Below are 15,008 nucleotides of genomic sequence, written 5' to 3'. Positions count from 1 at the left end.
CCCAATGGATCGCTGGCTATGTCGCGACAGGTTTCGAGGCGCAGATCGCATATCGGTGCTCCCAGCGGCGGAGCAACGACTTGCGACAGCCCATCTGGCGCGCCTGTGCCCGGTGGATGCGCCCGAGCTCGGTATCGATGTACAGGTCGGTAAAGCCGGCTTGCGACAGCATCCGGGCGACGTCATCGGCCCGCGCCCCTTGCGCGAAATGCACTTGCCGCAGGATGCGATGGTGGCGCTCGGCGGCCCCGTGGTTGCCGGCCTTTCGTCCCCCGAGCAGTCGTGCGAGCCAGCCCTTCGTCACGAAATCCCCGTCGATCACCAGAAGCTGCCCGCCCGGCGCAAGTACCCGATGCCATTCGGCAAAGGCCGCCGCGGGATCGACCAGGGTCCAGACCAGATGCCGCGTGACGATCACATCCATGCTGCCCGCGGGCAGCATGGTTCGTTCCGCATCCGCCTGCAGGAATGTCACATCGGGTAATTTCGCCCGGGCGCGGTCCAGCATCGGTTCGGCCCAGTCCAGCCCGGTCACGTCAAATCCCATCTTCTTGCAAAGCCGAGAGATTTCCCCTGTTCCCGAGGCAAGATCCAGCAAGCGGCGCCCGTGGCCGGTGCCCAGATGCTTGCGGAACAGCTTGGCCCAGGCAGTCATTTCGGCGCCGTCGGCGATCTTGTGTCCGGGATCGTCGTCGAAGGTCGCGGCGCGGTCGGACCAGTAGTCCCGGATCTCGTCCCTTATGTCACGGTTCTTCAGGTGCGGGGTGGTCATGGTGGTCCTCGTTCGTGCCCTGATGCTGGCTTCCTTTAGGTGACTAATTTTGTCAACTTATAACTTGACTCATTTTGTCGGGAACCCCTATCCACGGCGCGAAATGGAACAGGGACCGCAAACATGACCTTTACCCGTCTGCTTGGCGCCACGGCGCTGGCCATCCTGCCGACACTGGTGCTGGCCGATCCGATCACCGTCACCGATATCACCGGGCGAGACGTCACGCTGGACGGCCCAGCCGACCGCGTCATCCTTGGCGAGGGGCGGCAGATCTTCTTTGCCGCCGTGCTGGATGGCGAAGATCCCTTCCAGCGCGTGGTCGGCTGGCGCGATGACCTGCTGCAGGCAGCCCCCGAAAGCTATGCGCTCTACGCAGAGAAGTTCCCGCAACTGGACGAGATCCCGACCTTCGGCGGCTTCAAGGATGGCACGTTCGACATCGAACAGGCGGTCGCCCTGGACCCCGACGTGTTGATCCTGAACCTCGAGGCCAAGGCGGCCACGGATGAGGCGGATTACGAGGAAAAGCTGGCCAAGGTCGGCATCCCGATCGTCTACGTGGACTTTCGCGAAAAGCCGTTCGAACACACCGCCAAGTCCATGCAGATCATCGGGCAACTGTTCGGCAAGGAAGACCGCGCGGCAGAGTTCAACGCCTTCTACGAGGAACAGCTTGCCCGCGTGACCGATGTGATCGACGCGACCACGGACCTCGATCGCCCGCTGGTCTTTGTCGAACGCGCCGGAGGCTATTCCGAAGACTGCTGCATGTCTTTCGGCAATGGCAACTTCGGCACCTTCGTCGAGCTGGCCGGGGGCGAGAACATGGCCAAGCCGTTCATTCCCGGCACCTTCGGCACGATCAACGCCGAACAGCTGATCGCCTCTGACCCCGACCAGATCGTGGTGACGGGCGGCAACTGGGACGCCTATGTGCCCGGCGGCGACTGGATCGGCGTCGGACCGGGATCGGATGAGGCAGAGGCCCGGGCCAAGCTGGCCGCCCTGATGGAGCGCCCGGGTTTTACCGGCGTGAAGGCTGTGGAGAACGGGCAGGTTCACGCGATCTGGCACCAGTTCTACAACAATCCCTACAGTTTCATCGCCGTGCAGCGGCTGGCCACCTGGATGCACCCCGACCTGTTCCCCGATCTCGACCCGGAGGCGACGCTGGTCGAACTGCATGACCGTTTCCTGCCGGTGGACTACCACCCCGGCTACTGGGTCTCGCTGGACGCGGCCACGAACTGATCTGACGGGGCGGTCCTGGTGCCGCCCCTCCCCATGCCCCGGAGGCCTCATGGCTGCGCTGACTTCGAATACCCCCACCTATGCCTCCGCCTATCGCGGCCTTGTCGCGCGGCGGATCGCGATCCTGTTGGGGTTGGCCCTGCTGCTGGTGCTGTCGGTGGCGGTCGATGTGTCGCTGGGGCCTGCGCGCTATCCGCTGGGGGAGGTGCTGCAGACGATCTATTCGCCGGCGACAGCCAATCTTCAAGTACGGGTGGTGATCTGGGACATTCGCATGCCGATGGCGCTGCTGGCGGTCACCGTCGGGGCCAGCCTGTCGCTGGCGGGCGCGCAGATGCAGACGATCCTTGCCAACCCGCTGGCAAGCCCCTTCACGTTGGGCCTGTCCGCCGCCGCAAGTTTTGGCGCGGCGCTGGCGATGGTGTTCGGGGTGGCGCTTTTCCCGGCGGCCATCGCGCTGATGGTGCCGATCAACGCTTTTGCCATGGCGATGGCGGCGTCGCTGCTGATTTTCGGCCTCAGCACGCTGCGCGGCGTGACGGTGGAAACCATCGTTCTGCTGGGCATCGCCCTGGTGTTCAGCTTCAACGCCGCGCTGGCCCTGCTGCAATACTTTGCCTCTGAACAGGCGCTGTCAGCGGTGGTCTTCTGGACCATGGGCAGCCTGACCAAGGCGACATGGGCCAAGGTCGCGGTCACCGCCGTGATCCTGTTGGTCTGCACGCCGCTGTTTGCCAGCCGCGCCTGGGCGCTGACCGCGATCCGACTGGGAGAGACCCGCGCCGCCGCGATGGGCGTGCCGGTGAAACGGCTGAGGCTCGAGGCGCTGTTCCTAGTCTCGCTGCTGGCCGCGGTGCCGGTCAGCTTTGTCGGTACGATCGGATTCATCGGCATCGTCGGCCCGCATGTCGCGAGGCTGCTGCTGGGCGAGGATCAGCGGTTCTTTCTGCCCGGAGCGATGTTGTCGGGGGCGGTGATCCTGTCCGCGACCTCGGTCCTGTCCAAGGCCATTTTGCCCGGCGCGGTCCTGCCCATCGGCATCATCACTGCCCTTGTCGGCGTGCCGTTCTTTGCCGCGCTGATCCTGACGAAAGGACGCAAATCATGGTAAGCCTCGCGCTCGACCAGGTCGGCGCGCGCTATGGCCGCCACCAGATCCTGACCGGCGCCACTACGCCCCGGATCGAGGGCGGCAGCCTGACCGCCCTTGTCGGCGCCAATGCGGCGGGGAAATCGACCCTGTTCCGCCGCATCGCCGGGCAGCTTGGCGGCAGCGGCGCCGTCCGCCTGACCGGCGCAGAGCAGAGCGACCTGCGCTACATGCCGCAGGACACCGCCATGAACGCTGCGCTGACCGTCTACGAATCCGTCATCCTCGCGCTGAAGCAGGATGGCGGGGGCTGGCGCCTGTCCGCAGCCGAACTGGCCGCCGTCGACGACGTACTGCACCGCTTTGGTGTCGCGCATCTGGCGGACCGGCAATTGCCGGAACTGTCCGGTGGCCAGCGGCAGGCGGTCAGCATTGCCCAGACCCTGGTGACGCGACCCAAGGTGGTGCTGATGGACGAGCCGACCTCGGCCCTGGATCTGTATCGCCAGTACGAGGTTCTCGAGGCGCTGCGTCGCTATGCGCAAGAGACGGGCGCGGTGGTGATCCTTGCCCTGCACGACCTGAACCAGGTGATGCGCGCCTGCACGACGGTGATGGCGCTGGCGGGCGGCCGCATCCTGGATACCGGTCCGACCTTGCAGGTGCTGACACCGGATCTGATCGCCAGGCTGTACGGCATTGACAGCCGCGTCGAGCGGTGTTCGCGCGGCTGCCCCATGATGATCGTGGACGGGCCAGCACACCCCGCCACGCGGGAGGCAATCGCGTAAGGGGCGCGACCGTGCGGCCTGCCCGGCGGGATTTGCCCTGCCAGCCCACGCCTTCTTAGGCCGCATGCACGAGGCCGGTGAAGCCGCGACAAAAGCCGGTCGCGCTGCAGCAGCGGGTTCGCTCTGACGGTCGAGCACATCGGGAGCGGCCCGGACCTGCCCTTGGTCGAAGCGATTGCCCCGGCACCTGCCGGGGAAATCCTGTCATACATAGGTCACCGGCTCGGGATCGTCCCGCTTGACGGCAGTGCCGCGGGCAAGCCGGATGTCCTCGCTGGGCGCGCCGATGCGCTCTCCGTGTTCGCGGATGGCCTCGCGGTCGCTGGCCTCGTAGATGCAGACCGACCCGATGCGGCCGTCCTCCTCGGTCACGGCATAGCTGCGGATCCAGCGCAGCCGATCCTTCATATCCGCGCCGACCTGAAGCGATTTCTCGTTGGTCGCCGCGAGTTCGTCCTCGTTCGACCAGATGCCGTGACGGCGGATGATGTAGAGATCCATCTTTGCCTCCTCTCTATCTGTTCACGACCAGAGAATGGGCCCGCACCGGACGAAATGGCACCGGGCGATGCGGACGGAAAGCGGGGGTTATCGTGCCAAACACGCGTGCTGCGCGTGAAATCCGCGGGCGAAAATGCCAGTATCGGGGGATGACGGAGAAGAGCGACAAGCTGGACGTCGCGGTCGTTCTCGTCAACGACGGTTACGCGTCGACGGCCGTCGGCCCGATCGAGGTCTTCTCGGCTGCGGGAACCATGTGGAACGAGATGTGTGGCGATGACCCCGAACCGCGATTCAGGGTCACGACGGCGTCGATCGACGGCGCGCCGGTGCGAAGCGCCTATGGGCTGAACATCGCGCCCGATTGTGCACTTCCGGAACTGGGATCGCTCGACCTGGTGATGGTCTCGGCCTCGGGGCCGGTGCCGGACGACTGGATGGCGCGCCACGCCGCGATCCCGCCCTGGCTGGCCGAGCGGTATCGGACTGGCACGCGGATCGCCGGTGTCTGTTCCGGCGTCGCCTTCCTGGCCGAGGCTGGACTGCTTGCCGGTCGCACGGCCACGACACATTGGGGCGTCGCCGAGGGCTTTAGGCAGCGATACCCCGATGTCGACTGGCAGACCGATCTGCTCATCACCGAGGATGCGGGCCTCTATTGCAGTGGCGGTGTCAACGCCGCCAGCAACCTCAGCCTGCATCTTGTCGAGCGTCTCTGCGGGCGCGACGTGGCGATCGAGTGCTCCATGGCGCTGCTCCTCGACACGCCGCGGCCCAGCCAGTCCGGCTATGCCCTGCTGCCGCTGGCGCGGCCGCACGCCGACGACAAGATCAGGGAGGCCGAGCATCATCTGACGGCGCATTTCACCCGCGAGGTTCCCGTCGAGGAACTTGCCGAGGTTGCGGGTATGAGCCGACGCAACCTCATGCGCAGGTTCAAGCAGGCGACGGGCCACATGCCGGGGGTCTACCAGCAGATGCTGCGTGTCTCGGCGGCGCGAAAGATGCTCGAGGACGGCGCGCCGTCGATCGAGCAGGTCGGGCTGTCGGTGGGGTACGAGGATGTCGCCTTTTTCCGCCGCGTCTTCAAACGCCACTGTGGCGCCACGCCGTCCGCCTATCGCGACCGGTTCCGCCCGGGCAGGGCGTAGGCCCGGCACCCTTGCGCATGGGAAGGGCCCCTCGCGAAGAGGAGCCCTTTCTTCGTTAAGGTTCAGGATTGCCAAGGGCGGGCGCTGTCAGGGATGGGCGCCCGGTGCTTCGAACAGGATCATCTCGACGCGCTCGTTGCCCGCGACCCAGGCGTCGTGACCGGGCGGGATCTCGAAGAAATCACCTTTCGTGATCGGCGTTTCCTGTCCGCTTTCGACCATCCGGACGACAAGACGGCCGGACAGGCAGTAGCCGGTGTGGTGCATCGGGCAGGTATCGGGATGGCCGAGGAGCGGCTTTTCGTCCGCCTCCCAGGTCCAGCCGGGTTCGAACACGGCGTGCATGCCGGTCGAGCCCTGTCCCGTCTTCACGATGTCGATGCCGCCACGGTCCTTCATGTCGAGCCGCTCGTCGGGGCGCTCGAAGCGGTGGGTTTCGATGGCGTTGGTCATGTCTTTCCTGCCTTTCGGAGAGCCGGTCGCGACGGACCGGCCTCATTACTCATTACATGTGTATGATTTCGGATTTCAGGGACTGGAGGATGTCCCCGACCTCGCCGCGTGTGCGCGGGTCGTAGTTCAGCGCCTCCATCGTCCCGAGGATGTCGTCGCAGGCGGCATCGTATTCCGCCGCGTCGATCTGCATGCCGCGATGCGCCTCGGCCATGCTGCGGCCCCGGTAGGTGTCGGGGCCGCCGCTGCCGGCGGCAAAGAAATCGCAGGTGTGCTGCTTGATCTCCTCGACCCGCTCCGGTTGGTCCGCATAGGGCGCGAACCGGTGCCCGATCAGCGGGTTGTCCATATGGGCGGCGACGGCCCCGTCAACGATCCGGCGGATGCCGGCGGCGCCTCCGAGGCGCTCGTACAGCGTCACGGTTTGCAAGTCTGTGGCGACCTGGCTGGTCATGGCTGTTCCTTTCTGATCTGTCCGGGGACGTGTTCAGGCGGGTTGGGAACGCGCGGCCCTGACGGCCTCTGCCGTCATCGGCTTGCCGCCGATGGCCCATTCGCCGCTCGCGATCTCCTGCACCCGGACCCAGGTGACGCCGCGCATGGCCTCGCCCTCGACGCCGACCATCGCTTCGGTCACGTCATGGATCATCCGCTGTTTCTGGTCGTCGTCAAAGACGCCCGCGATCAGTTCGATATCAACAAGGGGCATTGTCTTCTCCTTTCGTGCTGGTCGGATTTCCTGTGCCGGAACCAATCGGCATGGGCGCAAAATGCCAGCCAGCCTCGTGATCGCGCCAGTTCACGAACTGAATCGCTGCCGGTACAGAGTCTGAACTGGCTTGGCGCGGGGGGAATCTGTCATGATGCAGACCCGAGACCGAAAGGAGGTCTGCCATGACCAATGCGAGCTACAAGCAGTTCTGCCCGGTTGCGATGGCCGCCGAAGTGCTGTGCACCCGCTGGACGGTCGTGCTGTTGCGCGAACTGGTCGCGGGATCGACCCGGTTCAACGAGTTGCGGCGGGGCGTCCCGCGGATGTCTCCGGCGCTGCTGTCGAAACGCCTGAGCGAGCTGGAGGCGGCGGGCGTCGTGGAACGCAGGCGGTTGACCGACCCGCCGGACGTGGATGCCTACCGGCTGACCCAGGCCGGGAAGGACCTGCAGCCGGTGATCGAGGCGATCGGCATGTGGGGGCAGAAATGGGTCGAGACCGAGCCGTCGCTCGAGAACCTAGATCCGGAATTGCTCATGTGGGACATGCGCCGCAATCTCGACACGACGCCGGTGCCCGACCGGCGCGTGGTGATCGAGTTCATCTACCCCGAATTGCCCGAGGCACAGCGCAAGTGGTGGCTGATCGTGGAGCCAGACCGGACCGTGGACCTTTGCCATATCGACCCCGGCTTTGACGTGGATCTTTATGCGACCGTCGATCTGCGGACGATGACGGAGATCTGGATGGGCCTGCGGTCTGTGGCCGATGCAGTGGACCGCGATGCGCTGCTGCTTGTGGGATCGTCCGAGCTGACGCGCTCGATGCAGACCTGGCTGGGCCTCAGCCCCTTCGCACAGCAGGAAAAGCTGGCAAGCTGATCGCCTTGCAAGGGGGGCCGGGTGCCTGCTGCATCAAGGCCGGGCGGATTGCCGGAAAGGCGATAGAACCTGCGTCCAAGAACGCGGCCTGACACCGATGATCATGTTGCGCCCGAGGGCGTGGGGCTGACCAGACACGGCCCGGCACCCGTTCGCCAAACTTTGTGAATATGGCCATGAAACCTGATTCCATTCAGCAAGTCGGCCCAATCAAACCCAAGAATGGCGGAAATTGTTCCTAATTTCCGCCAAATTTGACGAGCATCTTTCCCAAAGTCGAAGCCGTAGGTTTGGGAGAGGTTCCAATGCATTGTGCAATTGAGCGACGAAAGGCGGGTCGCACCCCACCTCCTATCCCTTCGGACAGGGACGGCGCGAACGAGTAGGTAAAACGCCCCGAACGGGACACCTGCAGTCCGTCCGCGGGGATGACCACCAGGCCATTCCCCGTGATAGACCCGCCAAGCGACTTTAATACCGGGTTAATCAACTATCGGTACAGTTTTAATCAACATTCGTGAAACGGCCTGTCGAAACGCCCGGTCTGTCGAACGAGGATGCACGGAGGCCAAGATCATGGCGAAGGCGAAGAAAGTACTTGTGATTGGTGGTGATGGTTTTTGCGGATGGCCGACGGCGCTGCACCTGTCCGAGCTGGGACATGATGTGGTGATCGCGGACAACCTGTCGCGCCGATCCATCGACGCAGAGCTTGGTGCGGAAAGCCTGACGCCCATCGCATCGATCGAGGAGCGGATCTCGGCGTGGAAGGACGTCTCTGGGAAAACCATCGGATTTGCCCAGATCGACGTCGCAAAGGATATCGCCGAACTGCGTGACCTGCTTGAAGAGATGCGTCCGGACACCGTCATTCACTTCGGCGAACAGCGCGCGGCCCCCTATTCGATGAAGGGGCTTGAGCAGAAGATCTACACCGTCGACAACAACATCAACGCGACCCACAACCTGCTGGCGGTCATCTCGGAAACCGGGATCGACCCGCATGTGGTCCACCTTGGCACGATGGGCGTCTACGGCTACGACGGCGACGGGCTGGAAATTCCCGAAGGCTATCTGACGGTTTTTGTTCCCGGCGAAGACAGGATGTTCAAACGCGATATCCTGTACCCGACGAACCCGGGCAGCGTCTACCACATGACCAAGTCGATGGATCAGCTGTTGTTCCAGTTCTATGCCAAGAACAACATGATGCGGGTCACCGATCTGCACCAGGGCATCGTCTGGGGCACGCAGACCGAGGAAACGCGCCGCGATGAACGCCTGATCAACCGCTTCGATTACGATGGGGATTACGGCACCGTTCTCAATCGTTTCCTGATGCAGGCCGCCGTGGGCCATCCGCTGACCGTGCATGGCACGGGCGGGCAAACCCGCGCCTTCATCCATATCCAGGACACCGTGCTCTGCGTCGCGCTGGCCGTTGCCAACCCGCCGGAGCGGACTGGCAAGGTCAAGATCCTGAACCAGATGACCGAAACGCATCGGGTGCGCGATCTTGCCTACCTGGTTGCCGATATTGCCGATGCCGAAGTCGCGCTTGTCGACAATCCGCGCAAGGAAGCCGCCGAGAACGAGCTGAAAGTGTCCAACGCCACCTTCCTTGACCTGGGGTTGAAGCCGATCACGCTGGCCGAAGGCTTGCTGGAGGAAACCGTGGGGATCGCGGCCAAATACGCGCATCGCTACAAGCCTGACACGGTGGCCTGCGTGTCGACCTGGACCGACCAGCAAAAGCCGGGCGTCGTACGCAAGAAACCCGCGCGGCAAGTCGCAGGCAAGGCCGCCTAATCACGAAATGGAACTATGACCAAGAAGGGCAGGGCGCGCATGGCTAACCTTGCCCCTCGTCATATGAGGAGTGCGGGTCATGCGTCTCGTCGGAATCCTAGCGACTTGTTTTATCCTGCTGGCGGCCCTGATCTACGGGTTCCAGCACCGCGATGAAATCGCCCTGCAGTTTGCGGACCGCATCAAGGACATGATGCCGGCCGAGCTTGCCGTCGTGGATGCGCATGATCTGCCTGTCACCTCCGTGCCGACCGAGGTTGTCATGCCCATGCGCGAAGCAGGGCGGCTGAACGCCTTCACCGGCTTTCCGGGCTATACGAAGGCGACCTTTGCCTTGCCGCGCAACAGCGTACCGCAGTCGGGCGTGCTGGTGCTTGATCTCGATGGCGACTTGGAGCCCGGTGCGCAGGGGACCCTGCGCATCACGGTCAACGGCGTGCGCCGCACCGAATTGGTTCTCGACGAAGGCCGTCTGCGTCGTCGCATCATGGTGCCTTTGAACATCCGCGACCTGTCCGGCCGCAACGTGGTCGTGGCGCTGTCGGCAGAGGGCCGCGCCCCGCAGGCCGAATGCTCGGCCGATTGGGCAGGCGGAGTCGTTGCCCAGGTCATGCCATCGTCGCATGTAAAGCTCGTGGTGGACGCCCCCATCACCGATCCCGCCGACCTACTTTTGTCGAACATGGCGCCTTTGCGCCTTGAATGGCCCGCCGATCACAGGCTGCGGGCGCATGCCCTGAAGGCCGCGCATCTGCATTCGGTCAGACAGGGAGCGATCCTGTTCGCGGATGCAAACACAGGTGGGCTGACGCCGAACGAGGACCTGCTCAAGGTTCTCGAAGACCAGGCCGGCCATATTCAGGACAATGACGAGGACCCGCTTGATCTTGTCACTGCGTTTGGGCGCAAGCGCTCTGTCTCGTTCGAGGGAGAGGCGCAATGGCGCGTCACTTTCGACCGGCGCCAGTTCCCCCGGGGCGCGGCGGCGTCGCAGCTGGATTTCGCCATGACCTACGACGCCGCAGGTGGCGCCAGCGGTTGGTTGCTGTCGGTCCGTTTGAATGATCGCCTGGTACATTCCGAAGAGCTGACCTCGGCCTCTGGCAGGGTGGCCCGCAGCATCCAGCTGCCGAGTGACGAACAGCAGATGATCAACGATGTGCGGGTCGTCCTGACCAGTGCCGAAAAGCGCGAAGGCCGGTGCTCGCCGGCGCGACCGGCCACCGCCGATATCGAAATCGCACGCCTGACCTTGGCCGAGCCGGAACCCGACACCCCCTGGGGGGATTTGCAAGCAGTCCTCTCGGGCGAGTTGCACGTCGAAGCACATTCACAGCTGGATGCCGTCGGCGCACAATTGTCGCTGGATCTGATGAATTCGATCCTCGGGGGCGATGCACTGCTGCTCAACGCCGGGCTGTCTGATGCGACTTCGCTGCCGCTGGTCACCGCCGTGCCGATCAAAGCCCTGCCGTCCTTCCTACAGCAGGTGGATCACGGGACCAGCTGGATCGTGATGCCCGCCGTCGAGGATGAGCAGGAACTGACCATCGTGCGCGCCGCGAACGCGGATCAGAGTCTGTTTGCCTCTGCACCGCGTGCCGTTCTGGTGGTCCAGCAGCGCCCGCATTACTCCAGCGCGAAAGTTCAGTGATGACTGTTCCGGGTGAGCCCAAGGAGCCGGTGCAGGTCGGCCGCGCAGACGTACAGTTCTGGTCGGTGGACAGCGCCCCTCGGCGTTTCGCCAGCAAGGTGCCGCAGCATACGGCACCGCTGATGCTTGGGTATTTCACGGTCGTCAGCCTGCTCCTGCTGTGGGCCATCAACGAGATTCCGGTGCTGAATGCCACCTTCCCGCACAACGACCTGATCTTTGCCCCGGCCCATGGAAGCCATGCCATTGCGGTGAGGATCTTTGTGATCTCCTTCCTGACGGCCTTTGCGCTGACCTGCGACCGTTCGGTGTTGCGGCGGGCGGGTGTCTTCCTGGACATGGTTTGCAGCTACGCGGCGCTTTGCCTGCTGATGGACGTCATGGCGCATGTGCTGCTCTGGCAGACCAATGTTGTCCTGTCCCTGCACATCATCGAAATCGCTTCTGGTCTTGGCGGCTTTGCGATCTTTTCGTTCAAGCTGCTTGAACGCGGTGAAATGCCGTCGCGCATTCGGCTGCAGATCAACACGCACAAGACCCGTAGCATCGCGCTCCGCCTGATCGTGGTGATCATGGTGGCGGCGGGCATCGCGTGGTACGTGGCGTCTCTGGATCTTTGGTTGGAACAGGCGCTCCGCCGTATCACCCTGCTTGGGGGCATCGGGCCGGGTGTCTTCCTTTTCCTGCCCACGTTCTTCATGCTGTTGTACCTCGGCGCCCGGGTCGAAGCGCGGATGGCGCCGTTGGCCGAGTTTGCCCCGGACCTGACCATCTTTGTGCCTGCGCATAACGAGGAATACATCATCGCCGATACGATCCGTGCGATGGATGTCGCGGCGGAACGCTATGACGGGCAGGTCAAGCTTCTGGTGATGAACAACAATTCCTCGGACGACACGGCGCGTGTTGCGATGGGGGCCCTTGCCGCCTGCAGCGCCTTGAAGGGCGAGGTGATCGATGTGCCCAAGCCTGGAAAGGCCAATGCGCTGAATGCCGGGCTCGACGCGGTCGAAACCGAATTTTGCGTGCGCGTGGATGCCGACACCCAGCTGGGGCCGGAGTCGCTGCGACAGGCGATGCGCCATTTCGCGGACCCGCAGGTTGGCGTGGTCGGCGGGGTCCCCCTGCCGCCGGGCGGAGGGCTATTTGACCGCGCGCGCTTCCTGGAGGTCGCGGTCAAACACGCCTTCTATTCGGTCGCCTTCGGAACCATCGACTCCGTTGTTGGCATTCCCGGCATGTTCTCGGTCTACCGCACCGAACTACCTCGGCAGCTTGGCGGGTTCGTCGAGGGCATGAACGGCGAAGATACCGACATTTCCCTGCGCGCCGGAGAGATGGGCTATCGCCTGGTCGTCGATCCCAAGGTTCAGTACATTTCCGAGGTGCCGGCGACCTACAAGCATATGCGCGAACAGCGGACGCGCTGGTTTCGTTCGACGTTCCATATCTCGTCGCGTTGCCGGGACCTGATCTTCTCTCGGCATGCAACGGTGCGTGGCAAGGTCGTTCTGCCCTACATGCTGATCAATTCCGCCCGCCGCGCGATGATGGTCCCGTTGCTGTTGTTCGGACTGATCGAATACGTCACCGCCTTCAACGCCTTCAACACGCTGCTCTGGCAATCCGTCATTGCCTTGACGGTCGGCGCGCCCGCGCTGATGGCGATGTTTTGTGCGCTGCTGATGAAGTCACCCAAGGCCGTTTTCTACCTTCCCGAATACCTCTTGTTTCGAGTGATGCGCGCCTACTTCACGCTGGAGTCGATGCTTTCGATCAACATCAGGGCATATGGCGAACATCCCTATTCACGCAGTGCGCTGTCGCGCCCGGCGCCTCCTTCGGTCCGGATCGCCTGAACCGGACTACTTGAGCCCGAACGGAGCGTAGTTCGCCAAGGCGGCGGTTACGGCACGGATCGTATCCGTCTTGCGCGGACCTTCATGGCATTGCGGCAGGATCCCCTGATCCTGGCAAAAGCGCTGATGCGCGGCGATGGTCGATTTCGTCAGCCAGCCGTTAATTCGTCCGTGATAATAGCCCTGCATCCGCAACTCCCTTTGCAGGATGCGGACATAGGCATTCGGCGAGATGCGATAGGCCGTCAGGGCCGCGCGCTGAAAGTGCTCTCGCGGGGTGGTGGCGATGATGCGGTCGGCTTCACGGAAAAAGGAGCGGGGCGAGGTGTCCGCAGCCAGGAACATCCGTTCCGAGGCAAGTATACGGTCGCGAATGCCGTCGACCTCGATCAAGGCCGTGCGTCGGGCACGGATCGCCCGGCTGTACCGTTCCGCCTTGGTCAGGTAGACGAGCGCGGCCTCGGCCGACGGTCCATCTCCAAGCAGCCCGTCGCGTTCGACCTGCTCGACCAGGCGGGGAGGGGCCGGAAGCGGCAGCCGGTTCCAATTGAACCGCAAGAGCAGGGGGCGCGCCGCTTTGTCGTCGCCCCGGTCGATCAGGTCCATCAGTATTTCCAGGCCGCGCTGCGGGTTCGAGTGCTTGCCAAGTTGCCTGTCGACATGCGCCAGACCCAGCTGCCGCTCGGCCCCGGGCATGTCTTCTGCAATGGCGCGCTGCAACAGGTCGAAAGCTGTCGCGCCATTGCCCAGCGCTGCCTCGGTCCGGGCAAGCGGTGCCAATGCGTAGGGCCGCCCTTTGGCGATTGCCCTTTCATACCAGAGCTTTGCGGTAGGCAGATCGACCGCGGTGCCAATGCCTTGGCGAAAGAAGGTCCCGACCTGCTGTAGTGCCTTGGGCTCTCCGGTTTCGGCCAGCTTGATCATCTGTTCCAGAGCTTGCTCGGGCGCGGTGTCTACAAGCCCCATGATCTCGAGGAAGAGTTCATTGAACTCTTCCCTGTCGTAGGTTTTGGAACCCGGCGCGTCGGTCGAAGGCGCGCGTTGATGTTCCTTTGAAATGGTGTCCTGCGCGAGCAACGTCGCCGGGATGAGGGGCAACGAGAAGGCGCTTATGCCCACAAGCAGAAACGGGAGCAGATTCATCTCAACACCGGAACGTTTGATGCGCGGGCAGTGTACAATGACAGTCTACGGCGTGCCATCAAGGTGGCGCAATTCTCCGGAGACAAATATTCGCAAATTGCCGGAGAAGATGGTCGTTGGTTCAACCAATGGCAGGACCTGCCTTTCTGCAAGGCGGAGCCAGACGCTCAGGCGTTTCGCGCCGCATCCGTAACTGGCGCGGTTCACGCCTCCAGACAAAAGAACAAATGTCAGGCGGTCAGGGGGGCCTCGGCCTTTGGTCTCATCCGGTCCTTTTGGCAGGGAGGAGCCACCGGTAGGGCGTCAACCGGCGCGGGGGCCGTTGTAGTCGGTGTCCGAAACCTTTTCGAGCCAGTCGGCGGCGCTTCCGTCCTGTGCCTCCTGAATGGCGAGATGGGACATGGCGAACTCGGGGGCGGCGCCGTGCCAGTGTTTCTCATCCGGGGCAAACCAGACCGTGTCGCCGGGCCGCAGTTCCTGCACCTGTTCGCCCTCTTTCTGCGCGAGGCAGAGGCCGGAGAGGATGTGCAGGGTCTGACCCAGGGGGTGGGTGTGCCACGCGGTCCGGGCGCCCGGTTCGAACGTGACGATCAGGGCGTGCACACGGGCCGGATCGGGCGCGGCGATGACAGGGTCGAAACGGACGGTGCCGGTGAAATAGTCGGGGTTGGGGGTTATGGAAGGGCGGGAACCGGCGCGGTGGATCAGCATGGTGGGCCTCTTGGCTGTTGGCGTCGCGCCCACCCTAGGCGATTCCGGGCGCAGGGGAAGCCCGGGCGATTGGCCTCGATCCTCGAGATCATCGCGGCGCAAGGCGCGGCATATAGGACAGGAATTTCGATATGACGCTGTCGATTGTCATGTCGCGGAAACGAAAAACCGCCGTGGTGGCGTCCACGGCGGTTTTCCTGATCTGCTGTCGGTGGGGCGCGCGCCCC

General features: G+C 63.7%; 15 protein-coding genes. 8 read left to right on the top strand and 7 right to left on the bottom strand.

Features of this window, described 5'->3' with window-relative positions; all coding sequences use genetic code 11:
* Positions 1-16: 16 nt before the first annotated feature.
* Complete coding sequence (locus tag ACQY5B_RS19330) at positions 17-772, bottom strand: class I SAM-dependent methyltransferase (protein ID WP_420327877.1); 756 nt, start codon at positions 770-772, stop codon at positions 17-19.
* Between the two features lie 123 nt (positions 773-895).
* Here ACQY5B_RS19330 and ACQY5B_RS19325 point away from each other — a divergent pair, with 123 nt between their 5' ends.
* The 3 genes from ACQY5B_RS19325 to ACQY5B_RS19315 are packed head-to-tail and all read left to right on the top strand — an operon-like array spanning position 896 to position 3,907.
* Positions 896-2,026, top strand: coding sequence for an ABC transporter substrate-binding protein (locus ACQY5B_RS19325; protein WP_420327878.1), 1,131 nt, complete (start codon positions 896-898; stop codon positions 2,024-2,026).
* 49 nt (positions 2,027-2,075) lie between these two features.
* A complete protein-coding gene (locus tag ACQY5B_RS19320; RefSeq protein ID WP_420327879.1) occupies positions 2,076-3,137 on the top strand; it encodes a FecCD family ABC transporter permease in 1,062 nt (353 codons plus the stop codon).
* Positions 3,131-3,907, top strand: a complete 777-nt coding sequence (locus ACQY5B_RS19315; RefSeq protein WP_420327880.1) for an ABC transporter ATP-binding protein — start codon at positions 3,131-3,133, stop codon at positions 3,905-3,907. The genes ACQY5B_RS19320 and ACQY5B_RS19315 overlap by 7 nt, the downstream gene beginning before the upstream one ends.
* Before the next feature lie 204 nt (positions 3,908-4,111).
* Here ACQY5B_RS19315 and ACQY5B_RS19310 read toward each other — a convergent pair whose 3' ends face one another.
* Positions 4,112-4,408, bottom strand: a complete 297-nt coding sequence (locus ACQY5B_RS19310; protein ID WP_420327881.1) for a nickel-binding protein — start codon at positions 4,406-4,408, stop codon at positions 4,112-4,114.
* 149 nt (positions 4,409-4,557) lie between these two features.
* On the opposite strand from ACQY5B_RS19310, the gene ACQY5B_RS19305 reads away from it, so the two are divergent.
* Positions 4,558-5,559 carry a GlxA family transcriptional regulator gene (locus ACQY5B_RS19305; RefSeq protein WP_420327882.1) on the top strand — a complete coding sequence of 334 codons (1,002 nt, stop codon included), beginning with the start codon at positions 4,558-4,560 and terminating at the stop codon, positions 5,557-5,559.
* An 87-nt stretch (positions 5,560-5,646) separates the two neighbouring features.
* On the opposite strand, the gene ACQY5B_RS19300 is transcribed toward ACQY5B_RS19305, so the two are convergent.
* Genes ACQY5B_RS19300 through ACQY5B_RS19290 form a run of 3 tightly spaced genes read right to left on the bottom strand, consistent with a single transcriptional unit; the run spans position 5,647 to position 6,721 of the window.
* Positions 5,647-6,012, bottom strand: coding sequence for a cupin domain-containing protein (locus tag ACQY5B_RS19300; protein WP_305969485.1), 366 nt, complete (start codon positions 6,010-6,012; stop codon positions 5,647-5,649).
* 52 nt (positions 6,013-6,064) lie between these two features.
* On the bottom strand, positions 6,065-6,466 hold the full coding sequence (locus ACQY5B_RS19295; protein ID WP_420327883.1) for a group I truncated hemoglobin: 402 nt from the start codon (positions 6,464-6,466) through the stop codon (positions 6,065-6,067).
* 33 nt (positions 6,467-6,499) lie between these two features.
* Positions 6,500-6,721, bottom strand: coding sequence for a tautomerase family protein (locus ACQY5B_RS19290; protein ID WP_420327884.1), 222 nt, complete (start codon positions 6,719-6,721; stop codon positions 6,500-6,502).
* 185 nt (positions 6,722-6,906) lie between these two features.
* Here ACQY5B_RS19290 and ACQY5B_RS19285 point away from each other — a divergent pair, with 185 nt between their 5' ends.
* The 4 genes from ACQY5B_RS19285 to ACQY5B_RS19270 all read left to right on the top strand — a co-directional run bounded on the left by ACQY5B_RS19285 (position 6,907) and on the right by ACQY5B_RS19270 (position 12,927).
* Positions 6,907-7,605 carry a winged helix-turn-helix transcriptional regulator gene (locus ACQY5B_RS19285; protein ID WP_305969488.1) on the top strand — a complete coding sequence of 233 codons (699 nt, stop codon included), beginning with the start codon at positions 6,907-6,909 and terminating at the stop codon, positions 7,603-7,605.
* 576 nt (positions 7,606-8,181) lie between these two features.
* Positions 8,182-9,414: an NAD-dependent epimerase/dehydratase family protein gene (locus ACQY5B_RS19280; RefSeq protein WP_420327885.1), complete on the top strand. Its 1,233-nt coding sequence runs from the start codon at positions 8,182-8,184 to the stop codon at positions 9,412-9,414.
* A gap of 79 nt (positions 9,415-9,493) precedes the next feature.
* Positions 9,494-11,068: a hypothetical protein gene (locus tag ACQY5B_RS19275; protein WP_420327886.1), complete on the top strand. Its 1,575-nt coding sequence runs from the start codon at positions 9,494-9,496 to the stop codon at positions 11,066-11,068.
* Positions 11,068-12,927 carry a glycosyltransferase family 2 protein gene (locus ACQY5B_RS19270; RefSeq protein ID WP_420327887.1) on the top strand — a complete coding sequence of 620 codons (1,860 nt, stop codon included), beginning with the start codon at positions 11,068-11,070 and terminating at the stop codon, positions 12,925-12,927. The genes ACQY5B_RS19275 and ACQY5B_RS19270 overlap by 1 nt, the downstream gene beginning before the upstream one ends.
* A gap of 6 nt (positions 12,928-12,933) precedes the next feature.
* Here the strand turns inward: ACQY5B_RS19270 and ACQY5B_RS19265 are convergent, their stop codons facing one another.
* Both ACQY5B_RS19265 and ACQY5B_RS19260 read right to left on the bottom strand, forming a co-directional pair.
* The gene (locus tag ACQY5B_RS19265) at positions 12,934-14,070 is read right to left on the bottom strand and encodes a tetratricopeptide repeat protein (protein WP_420327888.1); all 1,137 of its coding nucleotides are present in this window, start codon (positions 14,068-14,070) and stop codon (positions 12,934-12,936) included.
* Positions 14,071-14,373: 303 nt separating this feature from the next.
* Positions 14,374-14,781, bottom strand: a complete 408-nt coding sequence (locus tag ACQY5B_RS19260) for a (R)-mandelonitrile lyase (protein WP_420327889.1) — start codon at positions 14,779-14,781, stop codon at positions 14,374-14,376.
* Positions 14,782-15,008: the final 227 nt, after the last annotated feature.

This window comes from Antarctobacter sp., from assembly GCF_965277915.1.
Lineage (GTDB): Bacteria > Pseudomonadota > Alphaproteobacteria > Rhodobacterales > Rhodobacteraceae > Antarctobacter.
Note: the sequence above shows the minus strand (reverse complement) of the source record. Positions and strands in the feature narration are given on the sequence as shown.